The sequence below is a fragment of the Afipia dichlorophenoxyacetatis genome (genome assembly GCF_055386385.1).
Genome location: NZ_AP029250.1, coordinates 600,480 through 624,221 on the forward strand (window position 1 = coordinate 600,480; position 23,742 = coordinate 624,221).

Annotated in this window: 20 protein-coding genes; 6 read left to right on the forward strand and 14 right to left on the reverse strand. The window is 58.9% G+C overall.

Annotated elements, in window-relative coordinates; genetic code table 11:
* Nucleotides 1-98: 98 nt before the first annotated feature.
* The 5 genes from hemA to ACZ5C3_RS02810 all read right to left on the reverse strand — a co-directional run bounded on the left by hemA (nucleotide 99) and on the right by ACZ5C3_RS02810 (nucleotide 7,461).
* The gene (gene hemA, locus ACZ5C3_RS02790; RefSeq protein WP_464035076.1) at nucleotides 99-1,325 is read right to left on the reverse strand and encodes a 5-aminolevulinate synthase; all 1,227 of its coding nucleotides are present in this window, start codon (nucleotides 1,323-1,325) and stop codon (nucleotides 99-101) included.
* A gap of 164 nt (nucleotides 1,326-1,489) precedes the next feature.
* The gene (locus ACZ5C3_RS02795; RefSeq protein ID WP_464035077.1) at nucleotides 1,490-2,554 is read right to left on the reverse strand and encodes an MBL fold metallo-hydrolase; all 1,065 of its coding nucleotides are present in this window, start codon (nucleotides 2,552-2,554) and stop codon (nucleotides 1,490-1,492) included.
* A gap of 131 nt (nucleotides 2,555-2,685) precedes the next feature.
* Nucleotides 2,686-3,753: a biotin synthase BioB gene (gene bioB / locus ACZ5C3_RS02800; protein ID WP_464035079.1), complete on the reverse strand. Its 1,068-nt coding sequence runs from the start codon at nucleotides 3,751-3,753 to the stop codon at nucleotides 2,686-2,688.
* A gap of 166 nt (nucleotides 3,754-3,919) precedes the next feature.
* The gene (locus ACZ5C3_RS02805) at nucleotides 3,920-6,067 is read right to left on the reverse strand and encodes a methyl-accepting chemotaxis protein (RefSeq protein ID WP_464035081.1); all 2,148 of its coding nucleotides are present in this window, start codon (nucleotides 6,065-6,067) and stop codon (nucleotides 3,920-3,922) included.
* A 203-nt stretch (nucleotides 6,068-6,270) separates the two neighbouring features.
* Nucleotides 6,271-7,461, reverse strand: a complete 1,191-nt coding sequence (locus tag ACZ5C3_RS02810; protein WP_464035083.1) for an MFS transporter — start codon at nucleotides 7,459-7,461, stop codon at nucleotides 6,271-6,273.
* Nucleotides 7,462-7,554: 93 nt separating this feature from the next.
* Between ACZ5C3_RS02810 and ACZ5C3_RS02815 the strand changes: the two genes are divergently transcribed.
* Nucleotides 7,555-8,373, forward strand: a complete 819-nt coding sequence (locus tag ACZ5C3_RS02815; protein WP_464035085.1) for an AraC family transcriptional regulator — start codon at nucleotides 7,555-7,557, stop codon at nucleotides 8,371-8,373.
* A gap of 11 nt (nucleotides 8,374-8,384) precedes the next feature.
* Here ACZ5C3_RS02815 and ACZ5C3_RS02820 read toward each other — a convergent pair whose 3' ends face one another.
* From ACZ5C3_RS02820 to ACZ5C3_RS02845, 6 genes are read right to left on the reverse strand one after another with little or no spacing between them, the layout of a single operon-like run.
* Nucleotides 8,385-9,554: a serine hydrolase domain-containing protein gene (locus ACZ5C3_RS02820; RefSeq protein ID WP_464035087.1), complete on the reverse strand. Its 1,170-nt coding sequence runs from the start codon at nucleotides 9,552-9,554 to the stop codon at nucleotides 8,385-8,387.
* Nucleotides 9,555-9,613: 59 nt separating this feature from the next.
* On the reverse strand, nucleotides 9,614-10,342 hold the full coding sequence (glnQ, locus tag ACZ5C3_RS02825; RefSeq protein ID WP_464035089.1) for a glutamine ABC transporter ATP-binding protein GlnQ: 729 nt from the start codon (nucleotides 10,340-10,342) through the stop codon (nucleotides 9,614-9,616).
* Nucleotides 10,339-11,118 (reverse strand): glutamine ABC transporter permease GlnP, encoded by a 780-nt coding sequence (gene glnP, locus ACZ5C3_RS02830; protein ID WP_464035091.1) that lies wholly within the window; start codon nucleotides 11,116-11,118, stop codon nucleotides 10,339-10,341. The genes glnQ and glnP overlap by 4 nt, the downstream gene beginning before the upstream one ends.
* Nucleotides 11,096-11,839: a transporter substrate-binding domain-containing protein gene (locus ACZ5C3_RS02835; RefSeq protein ID WP_464035093.1), complete on the reverse strand. Its 744-nt coding sequence runs from the start codon at nucleotides 11,837-11,839 to the stop codon at nucleotides 11,096-11,098. Before ACZ5C3_RS02835 ends, glnP begins: the two co-directional genes overlap by 23 nt.
* A 14-nt stretch (nucleotides 11,840-11,853) precedes the next feature.
* Entirely contained in the window at nucleotides 11,854-12,351 is a 498-nt protein-coding gene (locus ACZ5C3_RS02840) for a RidA family protein (RefSeq protein WP_464035095.1), read from the reverse strand.
* Nucleotides 12,348-13,238 (reverse strand): PhzF family phenazine biosynthesis protein, encoded by an 891-nt coding sequence (locus ACZ5C3_RS02845; RefSeq protein WP_464035097.1) that lies wholly within the window; start codon nucleotides 13,236-13,238, stop codon nucleotides 12,348-12,350. Before ACZ5C3_RS02845 ends, ACZ5C3_RS02840 begins: the two co-directional genes overlap by 4 nt.
* 219 nt (nucleotides 13,239-13,457) lie before the next feature.
* Here ACZ5C3_RS02845 and ACZ5C3_RS02850 point away from each other — a divergent pair, with 219 nt between their 5' ends.
* On the forward strand, nucleotides 13,458-14,333 hold the full coding sequence (locus ACZ5C3_RS02850; protein WP_464035098.1) for a helix-turn-helix domain-containing protein: 876 nt from the start codon (nucleotides 13,458-13,460) through the stop codon (nucleotides 14,331-14,333).
* A 19-nt stretch (nucleotides 14,334-14,352) separates the two neighbouring features.
* On the opposite strand, the gene ACZ5C3_RS02855 is transcribed toward ACZ5C3_RS02850, so the two are convergent.
* The 3 genes from ACZ5C3_RS02855 to ACZ5C3_RS02865 form a co-directional block, all read right to left on the reverse strand.
* Nucleotides 14,353-15,132: a formyltransferase family protein gene (locus ACZ5C3_RS02855; protein ID WP_464035100.1), complete on the reverse strand. Its 780-nt coding sequence runs from the start codon at nucleotides 15,130-15,132 to the stop codon at nucleotides 14,353-14,355.
* Between the two features lie 43 nt (nucleotides 15,133-15,175).
* Nucleotides 15,176-16,588 (reverse strand): hypothetical protein, encoded by a 1,413-nt coding sequence (locus ACZ5C3_RS02860; RefSeq protein WP_464035101.1) that lies wholly within the window; start codon nucleotides 16,586-16,588, stop codon nucleotides 15,176-15,178.
* Between the two features lie 100 nt (nucleotides 16,589-16,688).
* The gene (locus tag ACZ5C3_RS02865; RefSeq protein ID WP_464035103.1) at nucleotides 16,689-19,181 is read right to left on the reverse strand and encodes a hypothetical protein; all 2,493 of its coding nucleotides are present in this window, start codon (nucleotides 19,179-19,181) and stop codon (nucleotides 16,689-16,691) included.
* A gap of 560 nt (nucleotides 19,182-19,741) precedes the next feature.
* Between ACZ5C3_RS02865 and ACZ5C3_RS02870 the strand changes: the two genes are divergently transcribed.
* The 4 genes from ACZ5C3_RS02870 to ACZ5C3_RS02885 all read left to right on the forward strand — a co-directional run bounded on the left by ACZ5C3_RS02870 (nucleotide 19,742) and on the right by ACZ5C3_RS02885 (nucleotide 23,571).
* Complete coding sequence (locus tag ACZ5C3_RS02870) at nucleotides 19,742-20,434, forward strand: RNA polymerase sigma factor (protein ID WP_464035105.1); 693 nt, start codon at nucleotides 19,742-19,744, stop codon at nucleotides 20,432-20,434.
* Nucleotides 20,435-20,573: 139 nt separating this feature from the next.
* Entirely contained in the window at nucleotides 20,574-21,398 is an 825-nt protein-coding gene (locus tag ACZ5C3_RS02875; RefSeq protein ID WP_464044508.1) for a flagellin, read from the forward strand.
* A gap of 65 nt (nucleotides 21,399-21,463) precedes the next feature.
* Nucleotides 21,464-23,155, forward strand: coding sequence for a flagellar filament capping protein FliD (fliD, locus tag ACZ5C3_RS02880; RefSeq protein ID WP_464044509.1), 1,692 nt, complete (start codon nucleotides 21,464-21,466; stop codon nucleotides 23,153-23,155).
* Nucleotides 23,155-23,571 carry a flagellar export chaperone FliS gene (locus tag ACZ5C3_RS02885; protein WP_464035109.1) on the forward strand — a complete coding sequence of 139 codons (417 nt, stop codon included), beginning with the start codon at nucleotides 23,155-23,157 and terminating at the stop codon, nucleotides 23,569-23,571. The genes fliD and ACZ5C3_RS02885 overlap by 1 nt, the downstream gene beginning before the upstream one ends.
* Nucleotides 23,572-23,742 lie beyond the last annotated feature (171 nt).

The window sequence follows — 23,742 nt, forward strand, 5'->3', positions numbered from 1 at the left end:
GGGTCCACGGCGCCGGTTGCGCCGCGGCACATGGCGGTTTACCCGCGGGCCGGGCTTATTCGCCCGGCGCTACGCGCGTTGGTGATGAGGTGAAACGCCTATTCAGCCGCCATGGACTTGGCGTGCAATGGCAGGCCAAGACGCTCCCACACCTGAACCAGTGCATCGGCAAGATCGTCGATCAGCGCGTCGTCGTGATAGGGCGATGGCGTAATACGAAGCCGCTCCGAGCCCTTGGGCACAGTCGGATAGTTGATCGGCTGGATATAGATGCTGTGTTCTTCGAGCAGGATATCGCAGGCCTGCTTGCAGCGCTCGGGGTCGCCGACAAACAGCGGCACGATGTGCGTGTCGCTCGACATCACTGGGAGCCCCGCGGCATTGAGGATCGCCTTCACGCGCGCGGCGCGATCTTGATGGCGTTCGCGTTCCCAAGCTGATGTCTTCAAATGCTTGATCGCGGCTGTCGCCGCCGCGCAAACCGCCGGCGGAAGCGCGGTGGTGAAGATGAAGCCGGGTGCGTAGGAGCGCACCGCGTCAACCAGCTTGGTGCTGCCGGCAATATAGCCGCCGAGGCAGCCAAAAGCCTTGGCCAGCGTGCCTTCCAGCACGTCAATCCGGTGTATGACGCCGTCGCGCTCGGCAATGCCGCCACCGCGGGGACCATACATGCCGACGGCATGGACTTCGTCCACATAGGTCATGGCGCCGTAACGCTCGGCAAGATCGCAGAACTTGGCGAGTGGCGCCACGTCGCCGTCCATCGAGTAAAGGCTCTCGCAAACGATCAGGGTCGGGCGGCCGGCATTGGCGATCAGCAATTCTTCCAGATGCGCGACATCGTTATGGCGGAAGATGATGTAGGGAATGCCCGACTGGCGGATGCCCTCGATCATCGAGTTGTGATTCAGCGCATCAGACAGGATCAGGCAATTCGGGATCAGCTTCGCGATCGTCGCGATGCCGGTCTGGTTGGAGACGTATCCCGAGGTGAAAACGAGCGCCGCTTCCTTGCCGTGCAGATCGGCGAGTTCGTCCTCAAGCTTGATCAGCGAATGATTAGTGCCTGCGATGTTGCGGGTGCCGCCGGCGCCGGTGCCGACGCGGGTCGCGGTCTCGACCATGGCGCCCACCACCTTCGGATGCTGGCCCATGCCGAGGTAATCGTTTGAGCACCAGATCGCGACGTTGCGTTCACCCTTGGGGGAATGCCAGACGGCATGGGGAAAACGGCCTGCGATACGCTCAAGATCGGCAAATACGCGATAGCGCCTTTCGTTGTGGAGCTTATCGAGGGCGTCGCCGAAGAACTTATTGTAATCCATCACAAATTTCCTGGATGGGAACTCAAAAAAAGACGGTCTGGGCACCCAGGCGCAGGCTGTCGCAGGGTCTTTTTAGAGCTTTTCCAGGTTTAATGTCGAGGCGGATTTCGCCGGGGGGCTATGTCACTTTGTCCAACCTCGGAGGGTTGGATCAAGTCCGTCTATCAGACGGCCCGGAAGCGCAGCACGCCGTCTGCTCTTGTCTCGGATGTCAGCCGGCCCTGCACCAGCATGTAATTGACGTGAGCGATCAGCTCGCCGGCGGCGAAACCGGTCTGGTGGGCATCGAGCACGTGCTTGTGGAAGACGACAGGCACCAGCTCCGCGGATGTCTTGGGTGTCTCGGTGCAGGCCTTGGCGATCAGCTGGCAGCGCTCCTCATGGTGATCGGCAAGCTGCCTGATTCGGGTCTTGACCCCGTAGAAGGGGACGCCGTGGCCGGGTAGCACGAGCACATCGTCGGGCAGTTCGCGCTCAAGTTCAGCGAGCGAAGCGAGATATTCGCCGAGCGAGTTGGCATCAGGCTCAACGGCCCAGACGCTGACGTTGGGGGAGATCTTGCTCAGCACCTGATCGGCGGACAGGAAAATATTATCCGCTTCGCAATAGAGCATCACCTGATCGAGCGCGTGCCCGCCGCCGGTGAGCACCTTGAAGGTCCGTGATCCGATCACGACGTCATTGCCCTTCGACAGGCGGTGATAAGACGCCGGCAGGATCGAGACGCGCTTGAGATAATCCTGTCCGCGGCCGAGCAGCTGATCGGTGATGGTTTCGTCCATCCCGTGGCGGCGGAAGAACAGCCGCTGCGCCAGCATGCGCTCTTCCGAGCCGCGATGCTGATGATAGGCGCTCTGCAGATATTCCACCTGCGACATGTGGAGCGCGCATCCGAAGCGCTCGACGATCCATCCCGCAAGGCCGACGTGATCTGGGTGAGCGTGGGTGACAATCAGCCGCGTGATCTTGAAGGATTTCAGTGGTCCTTCGAACAGCACAGTCCATGCAGCGATGGTGGCTTCATTGCCGAGGCCGGTATCGACCATGGTCCAGCCGTCGCCGTCGGCGATCAGATAGACGTTCACATGGTTGAGGCGAAACGGCAGCTCAAGCCGAACCCAGATCAGTCCAGGTGCAACTTCGATCACTTCATCCGGCTGGGGCGGCGTCTCAATGGGATAACGCAGTCCGTCCGCCGCAGCGGGAGTCGTGGTCGCCTTTGTGTGCATCGTCTCGCAATCGCTTTGTTCAACATCGGCTTAACGTGACAGATCCTATCACGCCAGCCGAAATTGATGCTGAGCGGCGGTTGGCGGCATGGCCGCCATGCGCTTGTTTTGCGAAACTCGTTTAAAACGGATTATGCAGCCGTTGCGCCTTTTGCGGCCACGTCTGCAGGTGCAACGGCACCTGCCGGAACCGTCTCTCTCGCATGATCGAGCTGCGACTTGATGCCGAGCCGGTCGAGTAAATCCGCGTCGCGCACCGTCTGCGGATTCTTGGTCGTCAGCAGCACGTCACCAATGAAGATCGAATTCGCGCCCGCCACGAAACACAGCGCCTGCAGTTCGTCGGTCATGTACTGACGGCCTGCGGAGAGACGCACCACGCTCTTCGGCATCATGATGCGGGCGACCGCGACCATGCGCGCCAATGCGATCGGGTCCGGGCGCTCGGCTGTGTTGGCGACGGGCACGCCCTTCACTTCGTTCCACATGTTGATGGGAACGCTTTCGGGATGTTCTGGCAAGTTGGCGAGCAGCGCTAGCATGCCGAGACGATCGTCAACCTGCTCTCCCATGCCGATGATGCCGCCGCAGCAGACCTTGAGTCCGGCGTCGCGTGCGTGAGCCAGCGTATCGATGCGATCCTGCATCGTGCGCGTGGTGATGATGTTGCCGTAGAACTCCGGTGAGGTATCGACGTTGTGGTTGTAGAAATCGAGACCGGCATCATGCAGCCGCGTCGCTTGTGCGGGCGTCAGCATGCCCAGCGTCACGCAGGTCTCCATGCCGAGATCCTTCACGGCGGTGATCATCTCGGCGACCTTGTCGAGGTCCTTGTCCTTCGGGTTGCGCCAGGCTGCGGCCATGCAGAAGCGGCTCGCACCGGCATCCTTCGCACGCTGCGCGGTTGCCAACACGTCGTCCTTCTCCATCAGCTTGGTCGCTTTCAGGCCGGTGTCGTATTTGGCGCTCTGCGAGCAGTAGCCGCAGTCCTCGGGACAACCACCGGTCTTGATGCTGAGCAGGCTCGCGGTTTCGACGTGGTTCGGATCGAAATTGCGGCGGTGAATGCTCTGAGCCTGGAAGATCAGATCCGCAAACGGCAGATCATACAGCGCCTGCGCTTCTGCGCGTGTCCAATCGTGTCGTGGCGTGATGGAGGAATCCTTGCCGCCATTGATTGAAACCGGCGATGTGCTCATGCGCTGATCCTTTGCACTTACGTTTATTGTCGCGCAGTAACACGTCCTGCGCGAGGGCCCTAAATACCTGAATTAGCAAGGATCACGAGCCCTAAGAAGAGTCAATCTGAGGACCGGATGGGATGGAACGCAGCCATGCCGGTCGGCATGGCTGTGTCTGACCGGCTCAAGCGGCCCGGATATTGAGCAGGAACGTATCGATTTCTGCACGTAAAGTATCGGCCTCGCGGCGAAGCTCGCCGGATGCGTTCAGGACCTCGCTTGCAGCGGCGCCGGCTTCGATGGACGCCTGGCTCACGCCCACGATGTTGGTTGACACCTCGCTGGTTCCGCCGGCCGCATGTTGAATGTTGCGGGCGATTTCCCGGGTCGCAGCACCTTGCTGTTCGACAGCCGCGGCGATCGCCGTGGTCACGTCGTTGATTTGGCCGATGGTTGAGCCAATGCTGCGGATCGCACCGACTGCGGACGATGTCACGGTCTGCATGCTGGTGATCTGCCCACGGATCTCGTCGGTGGCTTTCGCGGTCTGTTCGGCGAGATTCTTCACTTCCGATGCGACAACCGCAAAGCCGCGGCCGGCATCGCCGGCGCGTGCGGCTTCAATGGTCGCATTGAGTGCGAGCAGATTGGTCTGCGACGCGATCTCCTGGATGAGATCGACGACGCTGCTGATGCGGTTCGCATTCTCGGCAAGGCCCTGCATGGTCGCATCGGTTTGGCTGGCCTCGCTGACGGCGTTGTTGGCGATCTCCGTCGATGTCGTCACCTGACGGCCGATTTCCTGGATCGAGGACGACAGCTCTTCAGTGCCCGAGGACACCGTCTGAACGTTCACCGATGTCTCTTCGGCAGCCGAAGCCACGGCACTGACGAGTGCGCTGGAGCGGTCAGCTGTTGCCGACATGCTCTCAGCCGTCACCTGCATGGAGTTTGCCGACGCCATCAGGCCTTCGAGGGCCACACGGACTTTGTCCTCGAAGCCTGCAATCTGCGCTTCGATACGCGAGGCCCGGTCGGCCTTGGCGGCGCGATCCTGATCCTGCTCGCTGCTCAATGCGCGCGACTGGATCATGCTTTCACGGAACACTTCAAGCGAGCGGGCCATTACGGAGATTTCGTCCTGCTGCTTGCTGCGTGCCGCCTCCGCATCAAGATCGCCGTCCGACAGCCGCTGCATCACCTTCTGAAGATTAGCGATGCGCCTCAGAATACTGCGTCCGACATAGAGCCAGACGAACAGGAACGAGCCGACAAGCGTGAGGCCGCCAAGTACCAGCATGACGGTGGTTGCCAGAGAGATCTTGCCTTGTGCGACGCCGGCCGCGGCTTGCGTTTGCGACTGTACATCGCTGACGAGTTGCTTGACGCTGATTTCAAGCCCGCGGTTCAGCTTGCGGGTTTCGTCCACGATGAGCTGGCCATATTCGGCCGCATCGAGCTCCTTCTGGCGAATCTTGAAGACGCCGTCCTTTCCGTCCGCCAGCGCGAGAAGCTTGTTGAGCGGCTCTCTGATTGCGCCGCCGGTGTTGAGCTCCTTCAGGTCCTTGAGCTTGGTGGCAAGGCCGTCCTTGCGGGATTTGAACGAATCCTGAAATGGGTTGAGCGCATCGCTGCTGGTTGCCGAGAGCGCGGCCGTCATGTCGGCTGTCATCAAATTTGCATCGGTGATGATGCTGCCGAGCAGGTCGTTCGCGCGCGAGGTTTCCATGGCGTCGCTTTGCGAGAACGCGGCTGAGCCGAGCACAGCGTTCATTTGGGTCTGGGCGTCGAGCGTCGCGGCGCTTGCCGCGGCGAGGAAATCGGTCTGCGCCTTGCGTAGAGCCACCGATTGAGTTTCGCGTGCTGCAGCAGCTTCAAGGCGCTCCTTGGCGGCAGACCCGATGCTGGTGACGGTGTCGCCGATGTTCTTGCTGGTTTCGATCAGGGCATCCACGACCGATTTGTCGGCGCCGAGTTTCGCGATCTCCGCGAGCTTGTCGGCAGCACCCAGCTGAGTTTCCTTCATCTGCGCGGTGCGCTCTTTCAGGGCACTTTCGTCGGCCGACGACAACAGCGATTGGGCCTGGCTCGCCAGCGCCGCGCTTTGGGCCGAAAGCTGCAGGCTAGCCGAGAGGCGGGGAATGTCGCGCTCGTTGAGGTTGCTCACGATGCCGCCGAGCTGCTGGAGAAGCAGGCTGGCGCTGGCGCTGATGACAAGCGCCATGCCCGCAATCACGGCGAAGGCGAGAAAGAGATTTCCCCGAATTCCCATTTTGAGGCGTGGAATGCGGAGCCGATTGAGTAATTTTCCAAAAGGAAATCGCAAAGCCATGGAGCCCCCAGCTAACTCAAATGATCGAAAAATAAGCGGCAGCAGTATCGCGGGAGCGGGTTAATAAATTTCGGAATTTGGAACTTTGGGGGCCTGAAATCGGACTGCTGGGCTGCTATGCGCCGAAACTAACGAGATCTAATCCGCACAGCGAAATTAGACCTCAGATCATGCGTCTTCTCACGTTGAGGGAAAGGCGATGGCTACTCCGCCGGCTGCTGTGCCGGAGCTTGCGCACGTTCTTCAGACGGAAACACGAGCGCACCCAGAATCACCAGCACGCACAGCGCCGAGAACACTTGCAGCGTCAGGGCGAATCCGCCGCGCTCATGGAGCCATGCCACCAAACCGACTGAGGCGCCCGCAGCGGTGAAGCCGACAAAGTAGCGTACTGAATACGCGCGCGCCCGCCATTGATCGGCAGTGTATTTGCCGACCATCGCATCGTTGACCGTGACCTGACCGAAGATGCCCATCACGATGCCGATCGAGACCACGATCAACGGAAGATTCTGAAATTCCGCGGCGAGGTATAGCAGCGGCGTCAACACGATCGATAGCGGAAGAAACACGGCCTTGAGTGAATAGCGGTCGATCAGGCCGCCGATGGTGTACTGCGTCAATGCGCCGAAGATGTAGACCCCGGCTGTGATCAGGCCGAGCGTCGCCGGACTTGTGGTGATATCCGCCAGGCGCTCAGCAAACAGCTTCGGCAACGCCACGGTGACCGCGTTGAACGTCGTCGAACTGGCGATCACGGTGACGATAAGTGCGACGACCACGCGCCACATCGCGCTTTTAGAGACACGGGCTGTGGCGCCGGCAGTCTTGTGACCGGTGCGGACCTCGTGATGGACCGCGCGCATGAACGCCACGCCGAATGCGATGGTCACCAGTCCGGGCAGGATAAAGGCCCAGCGCCATCCCAGCATCTGCGCTGCGACGCCGGTGACGAGAGCTGAAGACGCCACGCCGAGATTGCCCCACACGCCGTTGATTCCGACTTCACGGCCAAGATTTTTGTCTGAATAGGAAACGATCATCGCGGTGCCGACTGGATGATAGATCGCGGCGAACAGGCCGACCACGAACAGGGCGATGCCAAGCTGCATCGGCGTTTGCACCAGGCCGACCGCAATCATGCTTGCGCCGATGCCAAGGAAGAAGATCACCATCATGTGCCGGCGGCTCCAGCGGTCGCCGAGCCAGCCTGTCGCCAGCGAGCCCGCACCAAAGGCGACGAAGCCGGGCGTGGCGTAGGGCAGCAGGTCGCCATAGGGGAGGTTGAACACCGGACCCATTACGATCACCGCCGCCGCGAAGATCAGCATCGCGTAGTGGTCGATGAAATGCGCGATGTTGACGTAATTGATCACGGTTTGAGGGCGGTTCATCGGCAGGCCACTTCCTTCGGGCGGTTTTGCGATCGAGGGTTTCTCCGAACCCCAAACCAGCATACGCTGGCGGCCTATCGATTTGGAGCCGATATGTATCGCCAAGACGCCAGTGGAGCCGCCAATGGAGGGCGGCGCCATGTCCCCTCGATCCCCGTCTGCGGGGGAATGCGTGTTCTTGCGCGCAGCTATCGCAGAGGGACCCGGCTCGACACCCACATGCATCGGGAAGCTCAGCTGATCTTTGCCGAGCGCGGCGTCATGCAGGTGACGACGCCGAAGGGGCGTTGGCTCGTTCCGCCCGCCCGCGCAGTGTGGGTGCCGCCACGGCTTGAACATGCCATCGATGTGTTGGCCGATATCGAGATGCGTGCGCTTTATGCCGAGCCTGAGTGGTTGGCGACGCATCCGGAAGCACCGCGCCTGACCCGCGAGTTTGTTGTCGCCGTCGGCCCGTTGCTGCGGGAATCGGTGCTTGCCTTGTTCGGCGATCAGATCCATCCGCGCCGGGCGGAAGTGCTGGCCGAACTTGTTCTGTATGAACTGGCCGAGGCGGAGGACCCGGCCACCTTCATGCCGATGCCGGCAGATGCGCGTGCCCGGCAGGTCGCGGCGCTGGTTCTGGCCGACCCTCTGGTGGAACGGGACCTCGACGATCTCGCGCTTGCGGCCGGCGCTTCGCCACGCACGGTGACGCGGCTGTTTCCCGACGAGACGGGACTGACGTTTCGTGAATGGCGCCGCCGCGCGCGGATCATGGCCGCAGCGGAAATGCTCAGCAGCGGATCACGGCCGGTGAAGGATGTTTCCTCGCGCTTTGGCTTTTCCAGCACCGCTGCGTTCGGCCATGCCTTCCGCGAGGTGATGGGCATGACGCCCGGCGAGTTTCAACGGCGGTCAGGCGGTTTCTAGCAGGATTGCATTCAAACCATTTCCGACAGAGCCGCGAACAACGCCAAGTTTAAGTGCTTGAGCGGATTATTGATCGGTTCTGGTTGCGATGAGAACTTGGCAATCACAGTCTCCGCCTTTGGATTCACGTAGAGCCACTGGCCATGAATACCTAGCGCGAAGAACGCATCGCCCAACTGATACCATTGGTTTCGATAATTTCCGTCAGGCAGCCAATACGCACCGCTTCCCTTTTGCCAGGCTTCTCGGCTTCCGCCAGAGATGGTGTCCCGGACCCACTCAGCTGCCACAATGCGACGTCCGTTCATGGTGCCGTTGAGCCGCATGAGTTCGCCTACTCTTGCGAAGTCCCGTGTCGTCATGAAGAGACCGCCGCCAGCCCGCGCCGTCCCCGTTGCGTCGACAGTGACGTAAGCATCTTCACGCGCTCCGATCGGCCGCCAGAGACGCTCACTGATCAGATCTGGGAAACGTTGGCCGGATGCGCGCTCAACGATGAGGCCGAGAACATCCGAGTTGGGAGAGCAATAATGAAACGGGCCACCATGATCGGATGATCCTTTTTTCAGGGATGCCAGAAATTCGATGACGGATTCCTTTTTGCTTCCCTCGCGCGGTGGATCCAGCAGTCCGGCCCGACGGTAGCGTGCAAAGTCACCCATCGGATCGAGATAGTCCTCGTTGAACGAAAGACTCGTCCGCATATCGAGCACGTGCCTCACCGTGGCATCCCCGAACGCGGAGTGCTCCAGCTCAGGCACGTAACGCGTGACGACTTTTTCCGGATCGAGACGGCCATCGTCCACAAGCATTCCAGCAAGAATGCCGGTGACCGATTTGCTTGATGAAAAGAGAATGTGGCGGCTGCGCACCGTGACGTTCGGAGCAAGAAAATCGGCGACAAACTTTCCAGCCTTGCTGACGACCAGGGCATCGGTATGGGTTTGCCGAAGCGCTTCCGCGACGGTCTTGCGCTCGCCGCCTAGCTCGAACTCCTGCTTGCTCAAGTCAGAGGGATCAGTTGCGGGCTCCTCAGCGGTACCAGTCGAGGCTTCGATACGCGCCATCGGGATCAGTTCAGGGATGTTGCGAAACGCCCAAGTGCTAAAGGGCGTATCGCGCCAATTGCCAAGATGAACGCTGTCTCGGCGAAATCCGTTGTCTTGTTCGAAAGTGGTCATGCTGATAGCGAGATCCAACGTGCGGTGTATGATGGATACGGCGTCGGGCCTATTGCCCTTTAATGAACATGTTGCAGGAAATCACGGAACCGTTCGCTCGGGGGAGAGGTGAGCAGGTCGACAGGCTTTCCATCGTGAATGATGCGACCCGCGTCCATGAACAGCAAGCGCGAGCCCACACGTTGGGCGAAACCCATTTCATGCGTGACAACGATCATTGTCATTCCTTCGCTCGCCAACGTCTGCATGACCTTGAGCACCTCCTGCCGCAACTCCGGATCCAGAGCAGATGTTGGCTCGTCGAAGAGGATCAGTTTGGGCTGGACGGCCAGTGCCCGGGCGATGGCGACACGCTGCTGCTGTCCGCCTGAAAGCTGGGACGGATAGTAGTTCTTCCGCTCCGCGAGCCCGACCTTATCGAGGAGCGCCGCCGCGATGTCCCGCGCTTCGGCCTTTGAACAGCCCCGTGCCCGGACCGGTCCGAACATGACGTTTTGGATGGCCGTCAGTTGCGGAAATAGATTGAATTGTTGAAACACCATGCCGGCTTCGAGCCTGATGCGTCGTACATCGCGTGACGAGCCAAGCACGCTGATGTTGTCCACCAGCAGGTCGCCATCGCTGATCTGCTCGAGGACATTGATGCAGCGGAGCATTGTGGACTTGCCTGATCCGGATGGACCCACCACAACGGCGACTTCGCCGCGATTGACCGTGAGGTTGATCGGATGCAGCACGAGGTGCGTTCCGAATGTCTTTGAAGTGTTTTTGAATTCAACCATGCTCATGGCAAGCGCATCCTTCGTTCCAGGACGCGAAGGCTGAAGGCCAGGATGCTGATGACGATGAGGTAAATCACCGCGACCGCGGTCCAGATTTCCACCGCGCGGAAATTTGTGGCCATGATCTCCTGTCCGCGCCGCGTCAGTTCTCCGACTCCGATGACGAGGAAGATCGACGTTTCCTTGACGACGTTGACCGCCTGGTTGCCCATCGCTGGCAGAGCGCGCCGGACAGCGACGGGTGCAATCACATGGACGATCACGGATCGGAACGTTAGACCCATGGAGAGGCCGGCTTCCTGGAGCCCCTTGGGAACGCTGTCCAACGCTCCGCGCACAATCTCCGCAATGTACGCGCCGGAGTTGATGACGAGCGTGATGATGGCTGCATTTGTCGCGCCGATGCGAATCCCCATCAGGATCGGCAGCGCAAAGTAAACGAACATCACCTGCACCACGATGGGCGTGCCGCGAATAAGAGCGACATAGATCTGAGCCGGAATCGTAGCAATCTTCCCGCCGTAAGTGAGGACGACGCCGGTCAGGATTCCAAGAACGGTCCCACCCGCCAAGCCGATGGCAGCGATCAAAATTGTGAGCTGCAGACCTTCGAGCAGGTCCGGAAGTGCATCGGTAACGGCGGTCCAATCGAACATCATGAGACATGTCTCTTGCGATGGGCGATCCATCGCGGTCGACTGTTGCGACAACAGACAGCCGTGAAATGTGAGCGTTCCGATCGGTGCATTGCGAGACTGTCTACGCGCCGAACCATTGCTCACGCAGCGCCTTCAGGCGCCCGTCTGCCTTCATCGCCGCAAGCTGTGCGTTGACGGGGCCGACAAGCGGGCTGCCTTTTTGCAGCCCGATGCCAACGGGTTGACCGACGAGTTTGGGAAGGATGACCTTCACCTTTCCTTTGCCGGCTGAACTGGCGTAGTACATCAGCTTCGGCGTATCGTAGATCACCGCATCCGTGCGCCCGGCTTCGAGCGCCAGCAGGGCGTTGTTGATATTGGGCAATTGCTCAAGCTTGCTGTCCTTGATGTTGTTCTTGATGTAGTCGATCGCGATCGTCCCGGTCTCGGTTCCGATCGTCTTTCCTTCAAGGTCGGCAGGTGTGTTGATCGCGGTGTTGTCGATACGCGTGATCGCAACCAGGCCGCTATCGTAATACGGGTCGGAAAAGTCGATGACTTTCTGCCGCTCAGGCTTGATGAAGAGCTGGGACACGATCGCGTCGATGTTCTTTGTTTGCAGCGCCGGGATCAAAGCTGCGAATTCCATCTGCTGCCATCGCCATTTGCGACCGATACCCTTGGCGACTTCCCGCCAGACCTCGACATCGAATCCTGTGTAGGTGTCGCCCTGTCTGATGGCGAAGGGAGGGGAGCTGGCATTGGAGCCGACAATCAGCTCAGCATCCTCTGCTTCAGCATGGCGCGACAGCATGATTGCAGGTGCCGCGATGAGGCCGAGTTGCAGCAGTCTACGACGATTCATCATTTCCTCCATTGCTAATGCTCAAACAGAGTTGGGCTCAAACGAGGTGCAGTTGACAGAGCGACAGTGAGTTCAATTTCCATCAACCCGCCGTTAGGGAGACTGTTGACCCCGATGGCAGATCTGGCGTGCTGCCCGCGCTCGCCGAAGATTCGATGGAGAAGTGATGAGGCCTCGTCCAAGACCTGTGAGTGGTTCTGGAAGGCCGGAACGGCGTTGATGAAGCCGCGCAGGAACAGGATGCGCTCCACGCTGGCCGCGTGGTCCTCGGCTTCAGCCAGGATACTTAGGGCACGCAACACGCAAGCTTGAGCCGCGGTGGTTATCGTTTCCGAAGATGTCCGATCATCAACCGGCCCAGTGATCGTCATGTCATCGGCACGGCTGACCTGACCGCTGACGTAAGCCACATCCTGATGGATGACGAGGCTCGAATAGATTCCTCGCGGTGTTGGGGGAGGCGGAAGTGTCAGGCCCAGTTCTACAACGCGAAGGCGAATGCTGAACGTCATGGCGGCGTTTCCTCCATTCGAACGGAGCCGCCGAGCCAGCAACCAGCTGGACGGCCGTTCTCAAGGCGGAAGCGAACCGAGATTTGAGATGGGCGGCCCATGGCTCGGCCCTGTCGTATTGTGATGAGACGCTCGGAGGATTCGACTTCGCCGTTTGCGAGGAGGCCGAATGACAGAGCTGCGGCAGCAATGCCCGTCGCCGCGTCTTCCGGATAGCCGGATGATTTCGGAAATTGCCGTGCGTCGAAGATTTGGCCCTCGCGGTCGTGCGCAGCGTAAGGATAGAGGCCGGTCGAACCGATCTTTTCGCACAGCTCTTCCATACGCCCGAAGTCCGGTTGCAGCTCGTCGAGGATCTTCGTGCTAACGAGAGGAATGAGCGTCTTGACGCGGCTCGTGCATGCGTTCCAGATCGGGTGGGGGGCAAGTTCGCCCTCACCGATGCCGAGAACGTCCAGTATTTCAGCTTTGTTCAGTTCGGGCTCAGGCAACGGCTCGACTGTCCCCAGCGGTTGCGAAATCTCGACCGTTGCGCCGTGATCCGTTCGCCCGAGGATCCGGGCGTCGACGCGCCCGCTCTTGGTCAGAATGGAGAGGTGATCGCGCTGGAGTTGGCCAGCCTGATCGAGCAGCCAGACGGTGCCCACCGTCGCGTGTCCACACATGGACATCTCGTGGTTTGGCACCCAGAAGCGAAATTCGAAGTCGCACTTGGAGGACGGGGGCGGCGGAAAAGCAAAGCCGCTTTCGTGGCCATGGGTCCGGGCGACCTGCTGCATCTCTGCATCGGACATGCCGGCCGCGTCGATGACGATGGGAGCAGGGTTTCCGCCACCGGCCTCTGTGGCGAACACGCTTACAACTTTGACGTCTCGACTCAACCGCATCGAAGCCCCGGAACCGAACTTTCCAATCCGGATAGGCTAGGAGGTCGTCTGGGTCACGGCGCGTTCGAACGGGCCTTGCGTTTTGACTGAACGGGCCATGGGTCGGTTACGATTGTGCGGCCAGCTGCTGCATCCGCAGGGCCGTTTCTGCCTTGATTTTGTTCGAGTTGCCCTTGGAATCGGTATTGGAATACGAGGGCCTTCCGTTATGCTGAAAAGATGCTGAGAGCGTTGCACACACTTACGCACGAAGCCGTGCCCGGCGCGCTGATCGCTGCGGACGATGATCGTGCTGTGCTGAAAGGCGGAGGCGGTTGCTATAGCCGTCCCTGGCACTGGCACGACTGCTTCATGTTTCTTTTGCCAGCCACAGGCGCAATGGAGTTGCGCGTCGAAGAGCAACCGACAGGTTTCTGGTTGTCGGAGGATCGCTTTGCGGTCGTCCCATCCAATCGCGCCCACGAGAGCTCGACGGCCCGGGACAATAGTGCCCATATCGCGATCTATTTGACGAACTCCGCACTCAGTGGAATCGAACGCAAACTTGGATCGCTGTCGCGCTTCAGAGCGCAGACGAAATCCTCCGCGGTGTTTGCGGCCACCCCGCAAATCCGTACTTTGCAAAGGCTTTGCCGCGAGGATAACGCGAATGAATTTGCATCGATCGCTGTGCGCCGGCAGTTGTCTGCGGCGCTGCTTCTGAGCTGTCTCAGCCAAAGCGAACGGACCGAGGCTTTACCCACGGCCTCTCAGAGCTCGCATGGGTCCGCGCTTGTCGCGGAAGTGAAATCGTTTGTGGCGGATCACGTTGCGAAAGAATTTTCGTTGGATCGGCTGTCGGAGCGGTTTGGCGTATCACGGCGCCATATCACCCGCCTGTTCCGCGAACATACCGGCGTGTCGATCGGCGAATTCCAAAAGTGCGAACGGTTGACGCTGGCAAAACGGTTGCTGGCGGAAACTGAGCTGCCCGTCGGAGAAATCGCATTCCGGGTCGGTTTCGAAAGTGGCACGACGCTGGCGCGCATCATGCGCCGTTCCGAGGGATTTTCTCCCTCGGAAGTTCGAGCGATGGCTCGGACGGCGAAGCGATAAGTCTCGTTTTCTTGTACGCCTAGTTTTGGCTTGCGGCCATTGACGGAGCGTCGTTGACCACACGCAACGGGGCTTCCGACCGAGACCGATCTGTCTTTAGCACTTGTTCGACGTGTTTCTTATTATGAACTGGTGCGGCAGCGGCCTGAAACCGGATGCCATGCAAGGTGATCGTCGGGAAAATTGCGCGGAAGTCGTCATGGAAGGCACGAATGCGCAATTCCAGTTCGTCCCGCGAAACATCTGCCGGAATCTCGCATTTTTCCTTGTACATCTGTCGCGTGCTTTTGCGTCCGCTCCATTCGAGCGGCAGGAAAGGCATCGGTTCGTTCCGCGTCGCAAGGTCTTTGGATAGCCGCCAAAACAGATATGCGAGACGGATGAACGCGATCTGTTCGAGTTCGCGCACCGCGATGCCGTCCGGGACTGGGAATGTTTCGACGCCAATGATCGGGCCGGCATCGACGCGCTCGACCATAACATGCGCCGTCGCGCCGAAGGTAGGTGCGCGTTCGTACAATGCGAAATGCGCTGGTGCCCAGCCGGGATAGTGTGGCGGTCCCGGGTGGAAATTGTAGGCTCCGTGGCCAAGCGCCTGCAGGATTTGTGGAGGAACAATGGTGCCCGAGGTGAAGGCGAGGAGGCGCGAATGGCGCAATGTCTCCGGGGGCAGAGCAAGAAGGTCTTCCTTTGTCAGCGCATATCGAAACGAAAGTCGCGGATTGTGCGCCTTGAGCAACGCGGTCAACGCCAGTTGCTGGGAAGCTTGGCCGGTCAGAAGAACAATCTCGTGAAGCATGATGTTCAGGTCACTCTGGGTAGAATAGCGAATGTGCCAACAATCAGTGCAGGACGGTTCCGAAGGGCGCACGCGTCGCTTTTTCTGAACGTGGCGACCAACGAATGACCGTGCCTTCAGCTTGCTTGCCTGCTGCGCCGGAAAATTTTCGAAACATGTCGTCCGGAATGGTTTTGGACGGAACGATTTCGAGGATCTTGTGATTGGAGGCTTTGGCAACCTCGATGGTCGCTTTGACCTCTTCCTGCCAGGAACAAAGCGACAATTCGAGATGGCTGAACCCACCCGAGTCATGGACAAAGGCGCGCGCGACAGCTTCGACGAGCGCCGCCACCGTGCGTGTTCCAGCCGAGTGGATATCGCGTATGATCACCGTGACCGCATCCCTTGAACTCTCGTCATATTTTTTTTCGGCCTTCAGCAAGAGGAGGGCTTCGGGAGCACCGGTCCGTCCTGCGCGCCGCGCGGTGCGGGCTGCGTTGGGGAAGCCCTGGTCGGGATCAAGATCCGCAGAGGTCGCCTGAACATTGTGAATCACAACGGAGTAGTGCTGTGGTCCGTGTCCGACCGATGCGGCATGATATGTCCGCGGCAGCCACACGGTATCGAGCGCCATCTGCGACGATACGAGGGTCCATGCCTGATCGAGGACGTGACCATCCCAGATGCTTCCGAATGATGACGAAAACATTTGCCAAGTCTGGAGAATGGCTTTGGCGGCGGCCGAACGTCCGAAATACAATGTCCGTGTCGACATGCTCCAGCCATTCCATTTGTGAACGGCGAAATCGCAACCAATGTGGGTCAGGAGGGACGGAGGGTCGGCCAAAAGGGCGTCAGGGTCGATCCATAGGATCGGACGATCGTGCTTCTCCCACATCGCCGCAATAAAGTTGGCTTTCTCACAGCCACGCAAACTTTGTGAATCAGCTGTGTCGACAGCTTCAATCACAAAATCCAGATGATGAGATGTGAGAGAGCGCGTGAGGTGCGCAACCTCATGTTCGCGAGTGCCGCGAGGATAACATGAGACGATCAGCGGAAAGTTATCCGACGAGCCGGATTTCGTCAGATCCGACCAGCTTGATCCGCCCCACCAGAGCTCGTGCGGTCCATCGGCGCCCGACGGGCCCGCTGTACCGTAATCGGTGAGCCTGGATTTGAAAGAATCGAAAGCAGGGTTTTCTCCGAATGGAATCACCACAACGCTGTGAGGATGAAGCCCGCGGAAGAAGAATTCCGTGGCCGGGCCCGTCGGAGGGTCCAGCAGCATGATCAATCGGGCATCGCCGGGGTGAGATTCTCTGCGGTCCCACACCACCGGTTCGCCATAACGCTCAACGAGCCAGCTGAGACGCTGCTGTTGTCGCTCTCCGAGTATGATGTGGTGGGTTTCAAGCAGCCGTTCCAGTTGCGTACTTGGCGAGGTCTGATCTGTCTTATCGGTCTGGTTCATGCACGTATCACCTTTAAAGGTTTTACGTTTCGGGAACGCCAATCAGGCGGACCAATTCGCGGTTCGCGATATTTTTTGAGGGGGCGAAGTGAAGGCGAAATTAGCCCGCGGCGACGTGCGGTCCTTGGTCGAGCATCGCCTTCGCGAGGTTGTTGCCGGCGCCGCCGTCTTGCAGAGCCAGAATGCGGTCATTGGTGAGAGGTGTCAGTGCAATACTGAAGATGGTCACTGGCTCGTCCGATTGATCGACCGAGATCAGAAGACATCCGTCATCATCGGTGGCGCGATAATAACGGCCAGAGCGGACGAGCCCTGCCATGGTCATCGCTTGCTCCGGGAGGCCGATGACTTCGACACTTTTTGATGCCTTGCGGATTGTTTGTCCGGTTTGGATCGTGATGCCGTGCAGGATTCCTTCGGGCGCGAGTTGTGTAATGGGAATGGCGATCGTGCTGATCGCGAGCTTGCGCGAAATCGGCACGCGGATCCGGATTTCTCCCAGCCCTGTACGGTAGCAGGCCACACTTTCCATGGTGGCGCTGCCGTCCATACCAAACAGGCCGATCGTGACTGTGCCGCACTTGATGTCGCCGAAGATATCCGCGGGTAATCGATTGGCTCCGAACAGCATGTATAAAAATCCATGTGCCGGCGAGAGAGTGGCAAAGCTGCCAGCAAGCCACATTGGTGGCGCGGGCGCGGTGCAGGCGGTGGGCAAGGCTTGAGCGATCTGGAGATTCCTGATCAGCGTGCCATCGAGCATAGGCGCGAGCGTCTGTGTGCCGAGATTAACGTCGTGTTGGATTGTTCCCAGTGTCACAAGTTCGTCGTCGGTAGGAAGAAGTAGAAAACGCCCAAGGATAGCTGCCGTCCATTTGGCGGCGGTATCGAGCGCTTTGAATGGCTCCAGTTGATAGGCCGGCGAGAGATCGCGCGCGCGAGCGACAAACGCGAGAGCGCCCGCCTGGATTTCGGCGACAAGGGCGAGCTGCTCGACAGGCCGTTGATCTATTTCGCGGAGCACCTCGTTGGCCTGATAGCTTCGCACTGACCCGACCGGCGAGCAGCAGATTTGTTCGAGCAGCATGGCGTTACGCGTCAGCATTCTGTTGACATGTGGCGTCACGACAAGATCCGAGATGAAACCTTCCGCAGTATCATCGGGCGCCAGATCGTCGAATGCGTCGTCGAGCGACATCAGATACTCGCCATGGATCGTGATGTTGATCCCTTTACAGTCAAAGATGCGGCGCAACGACTTTTGAATGCTTCCACAATAGCCAATGTCAACGAGGACAAGGTCGGTGCAGTCGTCGAAGCCCGGAATTACTTGCCGAAGATAAGCAAGCAGTGTTTCGCGCATCGCGGTGGCGATATCGATAATTTGGCTTTCATCCAACAGCCCGGGAAGGGCATCGGCGAGTTCCTTGCCGGTTGCAATCCCATTAGGAAACCCACTGAAGAAGTGTTCGACCGGAGCGGGAAGGATTTTGACGATTTCGCCGAATGTCCTGGCGTCGATCTTCGGGATTTTGCTGAACAGTTCGACGAGCGGCTCTATCGTCGTTGCTGAAGCGATCAGGCTGACCCGCCGGTTGATTTCAATATAGGAAGCTGCGTCGTCGCCGTGACCGCGGCGGATCAGGTGCGGCAGGAAGCCGTCACGCCCAAGATAGGCAACCCTGACATTCGCACCCTTTCTTTGCAGCTGGACGGTTCGCTCGCGGATGAATGCATCAAAAGCCGCTAGCGCGGGGCCGATTGTGGTCACGCCAAGATGGAAGGCCGCAGATTTCTCCGGTACCTGGCCGGTAATCACCCGTCGAAGAGATCGCAAACCATGGTCGAGCCGAGAAAGGTCTCTTGGAAATAACAGCTCGAAAACGGCGCTTTCTCGCTGCAGCTGAGCGGCGAAATCGGCGGTGGCCTGCGGATAGAATCTGGTGCGCATGCCGCGACGACGCGCGCTCTTGATGTCCGCGTTTTCGTTATCGCCAATATGAACGGCCCGAGCGGGATCGAGGCCCTGATCGCCGAGATAGCGGTCGAACAGCTCTTCGCTTTTGCTCGTACCATTTTCGCAGGAGACGTAGAGAAAATCCCAATTCAGATCGGGTTGGCAGTGGCGCAGCAGCGAGGTGAGCTGCCGTTCGTTCCAATAAGTGTCAGATATGAAACCGACGCGCTGGCCGCTTTTTTGGGCCTCTTGATAAAGGCGCAGGATTTCCCTGTTCACTCTGCACAGATCGAACTCTGCCTGAAGTTCGGCATCCACGAGATCCTGCAGGGCGGTCCGGTCGAGCCGGAACAGGCGGAACGGGAAGTAAGAATAGATATCGATGATTGTGACTTCATAGGAGCCGCGTTGCTCCTTGGCTGATGAGCGCGCTCGCGCGTCGGCCTGAATGCGATGCTGGATATAACTCGCTGCGGCGCCGGGATATCTTGCACTGGCAGGTGACAGCTGAAAGGCGCGCTCAAATACACCCTCCGGTGTTGTGCAACTGCGAAGCAGGAAGGTGTCAAAGACGTCGAATGAGCAGAAAGCTGCCTGCTCGCGCGCCTGCGCGATTCTCAAATCTGACTCGATCATCCAATTGCCCCGTGATCCCCGTTGCTTAGTAAACGGAGACGACGAGCAAATCAGGCGCTGCGCTTTTCTGCACAGTTTGTTGATCTCGTTGTGAACGCGTTACTGATTGTTAATTGTTTTGCCGGGTTCGGAATCGTCTAGCGTCGTACGAAGTGATTCGCGGCTTTTCCTCACTGGGGAGAGGTCGCTCCGCATTTGTTCAATCTTACGTAGCTTGGGTATCAGTGCGCGGCGCCATTCTAAGATGAATGGAGCGTCGAAGCCCGGTGTTTAGGCGCGTTGTTGTCGCAGCAGCATATGGCGGACTACGAAGCAAAACTGTTGGGCGAGCACAAAAAGATGCCATGCATCTCGGTAGCCTTTCAGCGATCTCGACATCGTTCTCCGCTGAAGCCCGGTGACGAAGCGCGGCATATTTTGCCTGCCACCAGGCATGTTTTTCCCACTAAGTCTCTGAGAAAAATAAGAAAAGGGGCGCCTGATTTCATTCCCTTCCCCGTTCAAGCTTGTGAGGGCCGTGTGGGGCTGCATTTGCAGGCACGGCAGGGCGGGAGAATTTGATGGCCTACGCGCTTGATCTTTGGGCTCCAAGCAACATTGACAATGTGCCTATCGCGGCTGCGGCCGAGGCGTCTTCGCCTGACAGCAGGCTTACCACACATGATGCGCGTGTGGTTTCCCCGCAGATTTATGATGAGGACGAGCCGCTTCTGAATCGCCTTGCTGCAGATGACGAAGCGGCGTTCAGGATTCTGGTGGAGCGTCACATCGATCGCGCTTTTGGAATCGCGTTGCGCATCGTTGGCAGTCGAGCCGATGCCGAAGATGTCGTTCAGGACACGCTGCTGAAGGTCTGGACACATCGCGGACGCTGGCAGCATGGCCGCGCCAAGTTCTCCACGTGGCTCTATCGGGTCATCACCAACCGTTGCATCGATCTTCGCCGCCAGCCGCGCAGCGACGATGTGGACGCCGTTCCCGAACCGGTAGACACCCGGCCGGATGCCGCAAGCACGATGCAGCGCGATGAAGTCACCGACCTGCTCGAAAAGGCGATGCAGCAGCTTCCCGAGCAGCAGCGGATTGCCGTGATCTTTTCGTATCACGAAGATCTCAGCAACGCCGAGATCGCGGAAGTTATGAACACGACAGTCGCGGCTGTGGAGTCACTGCTCAAGCGTGGTCGGCAACAGCTTAAGGCGATCCTTCGTCGGCACGAGCGGGACCTTCGCCACGCGTTTGGTGATTATTAATCATAAAAAGAGCGTCGCATAATTAGCGCGACCGATGTTGGCGGCTAACCCGTTCAACGTGTCGGGTGGGGGATGTGCCATGTCAGGGGTCCCGCCTAGATGCGGCAGCTGTTGCCGTTCAATTGCAAGGAGCAATTAAATGCCCGTTATTTCGACCAACACGGCTGCCAACTCCGCGGTTCGTTACCTCAATATGAATGCCAATCAGGAATCGAGCGCGCTCTCGAAGTTGTCGAGCGGCTCGCGCATCACCCAGGCGTCGGACGACGCAGCGGGTCTCGCGATTTCCACCCGAATTTCTTCCGACGTCACCACGCTGCAGCAGGCAGCCACCAACGCATCGCAGGCGACTTCGATCCTGCAGACTGCTGACGGCGGCGCGTCCAACATCAGCGATATTCTTGCCCGCATGAAGTCGCTTGCTTCCGAATCGGCCTCCGGCACGGTTACCGACAGCAGCCGCACCTACATCAACTCGGAATTCACGCAGCTGACGAGTGAAATCGACAGCATCGCGAGCGGCACCCGCTACAGCGGACAGAGCCTGCTCGACGGCACCAGCGCATTCGCATCCGGCGTGTCGGTCCTTGTCGGTTCCTCTGGTTCGGACACTGTCACGATCACTATTTCGAGCCTCAAGGCGAGCACATTGGGCCTCAGCACGCTCGGCGTTGACACGCAGGCTAACGCGACCGCAGCATTGACCACCCTCGACACCGCGATCGATACCGTCTCGGCTGCTCGGGCCACCATCGGCGCACAGGAATCGCGCTTCAACTTCAGCGCGGACTCGATCTCTACGCAAACCGAAAACCTTCAATCGGCGAATTCGGCGATCAAGGATGTCGATGTCGCCTCGGAAGAAGCCACGCTGTCTTCCGCGGAAGTCAAGACGCAGGCTGCGGTTTCCGCTGAAACCGCGGCGAACCAGATGCCGCAGTTCCTGCTCAAGTTGCTCGGCTAATACTCGTCTACCGAACGGGCCGGCATACGCCGGCCCGTATTCGATTCACTTCATACAGGTGAGCCATGACGGTCAGCGCAGCATCATCGTCTCCCGCGCCAGCCACGCAGTCGAATCCCGCAAGCCTGGCAACGACGAATCCGGGCGGCCTCGACTGGAATGCGCTTATTCAGGCTGAAGTCAACGCCAAGCTTGCGGCTGCGACGTCAGTCGAGACCAAGATCACTGACAACGAAGCCAAGGTGAGCGCCTATCAGAATTTGCAGAACCTTCTGAGCAGTCTGGCTTCAGCCGCGAATCCGCTCTCGAGTTCGAATACCAGCTCGCTGTCCACGAGCATCTTCAGCGCCCGGACCGCGGACATCACGCCAGTTGGTGACGTCAGCCAAGATTCGGTGGTTTCCATGACGCTGAACAACGGCGCGCCGGCTGGCGCTTACACGCTCGAAGTTGGAAGCATGGCGGAGGCGCAGAAGGTCGCCGGGGCGTCTGTTGCGAGTGAATCCACCCCGCTTGGCTATACCGGTTCGTTCTCGCTCGGTCTGGCAGGAGGGGCGAGCGCGACCGTGTCGGTCAGTGCCGATATGACCCTTCAAGATGTGGTCGCCGTCATCAACGCGCAGATGGACACGACGAATGTGCAAGCCTCGATCGTTCAGGTGTCCAGCAGCCAGTATGAGATGGTCCTGACCGGAACGCAGGACGGCGCCAATATCGTAACCAGCAGTACATCCGGCGATGACGTGCTTGCTGGTCTGGGTGTGACCGATGGTTCCGGGGGCTTTAAGGACGAGATCCAGAAGGCGCAGATGGCAAGCATCACGCTGGACGGCATCAACATCACGCGCAACACCAACGACATCAGCGACGTGCTTGATGGCGTGACGTTCCATCTGCTTCAACCGACACCGGCTGGCACCTCGCTGAATATCAGCATCGGGACCGATCCTGACCAGATCACGACCGCGTTGCAGACGCTCGTGACCGATTACAATGCTTTTCGCGACTTTGTCACGAGCCAGCAGAAGACCAGCTCTGACGGAACCGCATCATCCGATGCGGTGTTGTTCGGCGACTCCACGATGAACGACATCATGACGCAGCTCCAAAGCGCCATGAACACCACAGTGAACGGACTGTCGCTGAGCGATCTCGGCCTGTCATTTAGCGACACGAACGATCTGCAACTTGATACCAGTGTCCTTCGGACGACGCTGAGCAGCAATTTGAAGGGTGTGGAGTCGTTGTTGGCCTCGCAGGCCACGACCTCGTCCGCCGATTTGTCCACTATCGCCGCCGGTGGTGCCGCGCCGGGATCATTCACGCTCGACGTCGCCGTCGATGGTTCAGGAAATCTGGTTTCGGCTTCGGTCGGCGGCGACAGCTCAATGTTTAAGGTAAGCGGCGACACCATCTTGGGAAACCCGGGAACGCCCTACGCTGGTATGGCGTTCGCGTATTCAGGTACGACATCTCAATCCATTGTCGTGACGACGACACCGGGTATCGCTTCGATGCTCAATAACATTGCAGAGACAAACTCAGATCCCTTGAACGGGACGCTGCAGGATCTGGTCTCCAACTTGCAAACACAAGACGGCTCTTTCCAGCAGCAAGTGTCCGATATCCAATCACAAGCTTCGACCTATCAGGCGCAATTGCAGAGCCAGTATGCACAGTATCAGGCTGCGATTCAGGAAGCGTCCACGACACTTGATTTCTTGCAGTCCCTCTTGAACTCGGAATCGAAAAGCTGATGACCCAGAATCTGAATGCCTACCATGCGGCTCAGGCTTATCGCGGCGTTGCTGTCACTGTTCCGTCATTAAGGGCGATTGTCATGCTTCTCGACGGCGCTATTCTTTGTCTCCACAAGACTATCGAGGCGAGCGAAAACAAGCGGATCGAGGAGAGCCACGATCAGCTTATTCGCGCAACATCGATCATGAGAGGGCTGGCGCATCACCTCAATTTCGAGAAGGGTGGGGCGCTCGCTGAGCGGCTCTACAAAACCTACAATTCCCTGATCATGGCCAGCCTTCGGTCGTTCGGCCGGCCAGACGCCACGCAGCGTTATCGCAAGCTCATCGCCAGCTTGACCGAGCTGCGGGATGCCTGGAATTACGTTGCTGTGTCGAACGTCGGTGCGCGATCCGGCGATACGCGCAGCTAGGAATTCCGTTCAATTTCGGAATTGAGTGATTTTTCTTCGTTTTTGCGGTTGTCGGAGATGTTGGATCGATTCCAGCATCGGTTCCGGCGACGCGACTCTTTTAGCTTGAAAAATTGACGCAATGCTTGCTTATACCCTCATGGACAAAATTTTGTCCCATTTCGCGTTGGG

What these genes read in the sequence shown, in the direction of transcription:
- hemA (WP_464035076.1), bottom strand. Translation starts at nt 1,325, where the DNA reads ATGGATTACAATAAGTTCTTCGGCGACGCCCTCGATAAGCTCCACAAC.
- ACZ5C3_RS02795 (WP_464035077.1), bottom strand. Translation starts at nt 2,554, where the DNA reads ATGCACACAAAGGCGACCACGACTCCCGCTGCGGCGGACGGACTGCGT.
- bioB (WP_464035079.1), bottom strand. Translation starts at nt 3,753, where the DNA reads ATGAGCACATCGCCGGTTTCAATCAATGGCGGCAAGGATTCCTCCATC.
- ACZ5C3_RS02805 (WP_464035081.1), bottom strand. Translation starts at nt 6,067, where the DNA reads ATGGCTTTGCGATTTCCTTTTGGAAAATTACTCAATCGGCTCCGCATT.
- ACZ5C3_RS02810 (WP_464035083.1), bottom strand. Translation starts at nt 7,461, where the DNA reads ATGAACCGCCCTCAAACCGTGATCAATTACGTCAACATCGCGCATTTC.
- ACZ5C3_RS02815 (WP_464035085.1), top strand. Translation starts at nt 7,555, where the DNA reads ATGTATCGCCAAGACGCCAGTGGAGCCGCCAATGGAGGGCGGCGCCAT.
- ACZ5C3_RS02820 (WP_464035087.1), bottom strand. Translation starts at nt 9,554, where the DNA reads ATGACCACTTTCGAACAAGACAACGGATTTCGCCGAGACAGCGTTCAT.
- glnQ (WP_464035089.1), bottom strand. Translation starts at nt 10,342, where the DNA reads ATGAGCATGGTTGAATTCAAAAACACTTCAAAGACATTCGGAACGCAC.
- ACZ5C3_RS02835 (WP_464035093.1), bottom strand. Translation starts at nt 11,839, where the DNA reads ATGAATCGTCGTAGACTGCTGCAACTCGGCCTCATCGCGGCACCTGCA.
- ACZ5C3_RS02840 (WP_464035095.1), bottom strand. Translation starts at nt 12,351, where the DNA reads ATGACGTTCAGCATTCGCCTTCGCGTTGTAGAACTGGGCCTGACACTT.
- ACZ5C3_RS02845 (WP_464035097.1), bottom strand. Translation starts at nt 13,238, where the DNA reads ATGCGGTTGAGTCGAGACGTCAAAGTTGTAAGCGTGTTCGCCACAGAG.
- ACZ5C3_RS02850 (WP_464035098.1), top strand. Translation starts at nt 13,458, where the DNA reads ATGCTGAGAGCGTTGCACACACTTACGCACGAAGCCGTGCCCGGCGCG.
- ACZ5C3_RS02855 (WP_464035100.1), bottom strand. Translation starts at nt 15,132, where the DNA reads ATGCTTCACGAGATTGTTCTTCTGACCGGCCAAGCTTCCCAGCAACTG.
- ACZ5C3_RS02860 (WP_464035101.1), bottom strand. Translation starts at nt 16,588, where the DNA reads ATGAACCAGACCGATAAGACAGATCAGACCTCGCCAAGTACGCAACTG.
- ACZ5C3_RS02865 (WP_464035103.1), bottom strand. Translation starts at nt 19,181, where the DNA reads ATGATCGAGTCAGATTTGAGAATCGCGCAGGCGCGCGAGCAGGCAGCT.
- ACZ5C3_RS02870 (WP_464035105.1), top strand. Translation starts at nt 19,742, where the DNA reads ATGGCCTACGCGCTTGATCTTTGGGCTCCAAGCAACATTGACAATGTG.
- ACZ5C3_RS02875 (WP_464044508.1), top strand. Translation starts at nt 20,574, where the DNA reads ATGCCCGTTATTTCGACCAACACGGCTGCCAACTCCGCGGTTCGTTAC.
- fliD (WP_464044509.1), top strand. Translation starts at nt 21,464, where the DNA reads ATGACGGTCAGCGCAGCATCATCGTCTCCCGCGCCAGCCACGCAGTCG.
- ACZ5C3_RS02885 (WP_464035109.1), top strand. Translation starts at nt 23,155, where the DNA reads ATGACCCAGAATCTGAATGCCTACCATGCGGCTCAGGCTTATCGCGGC.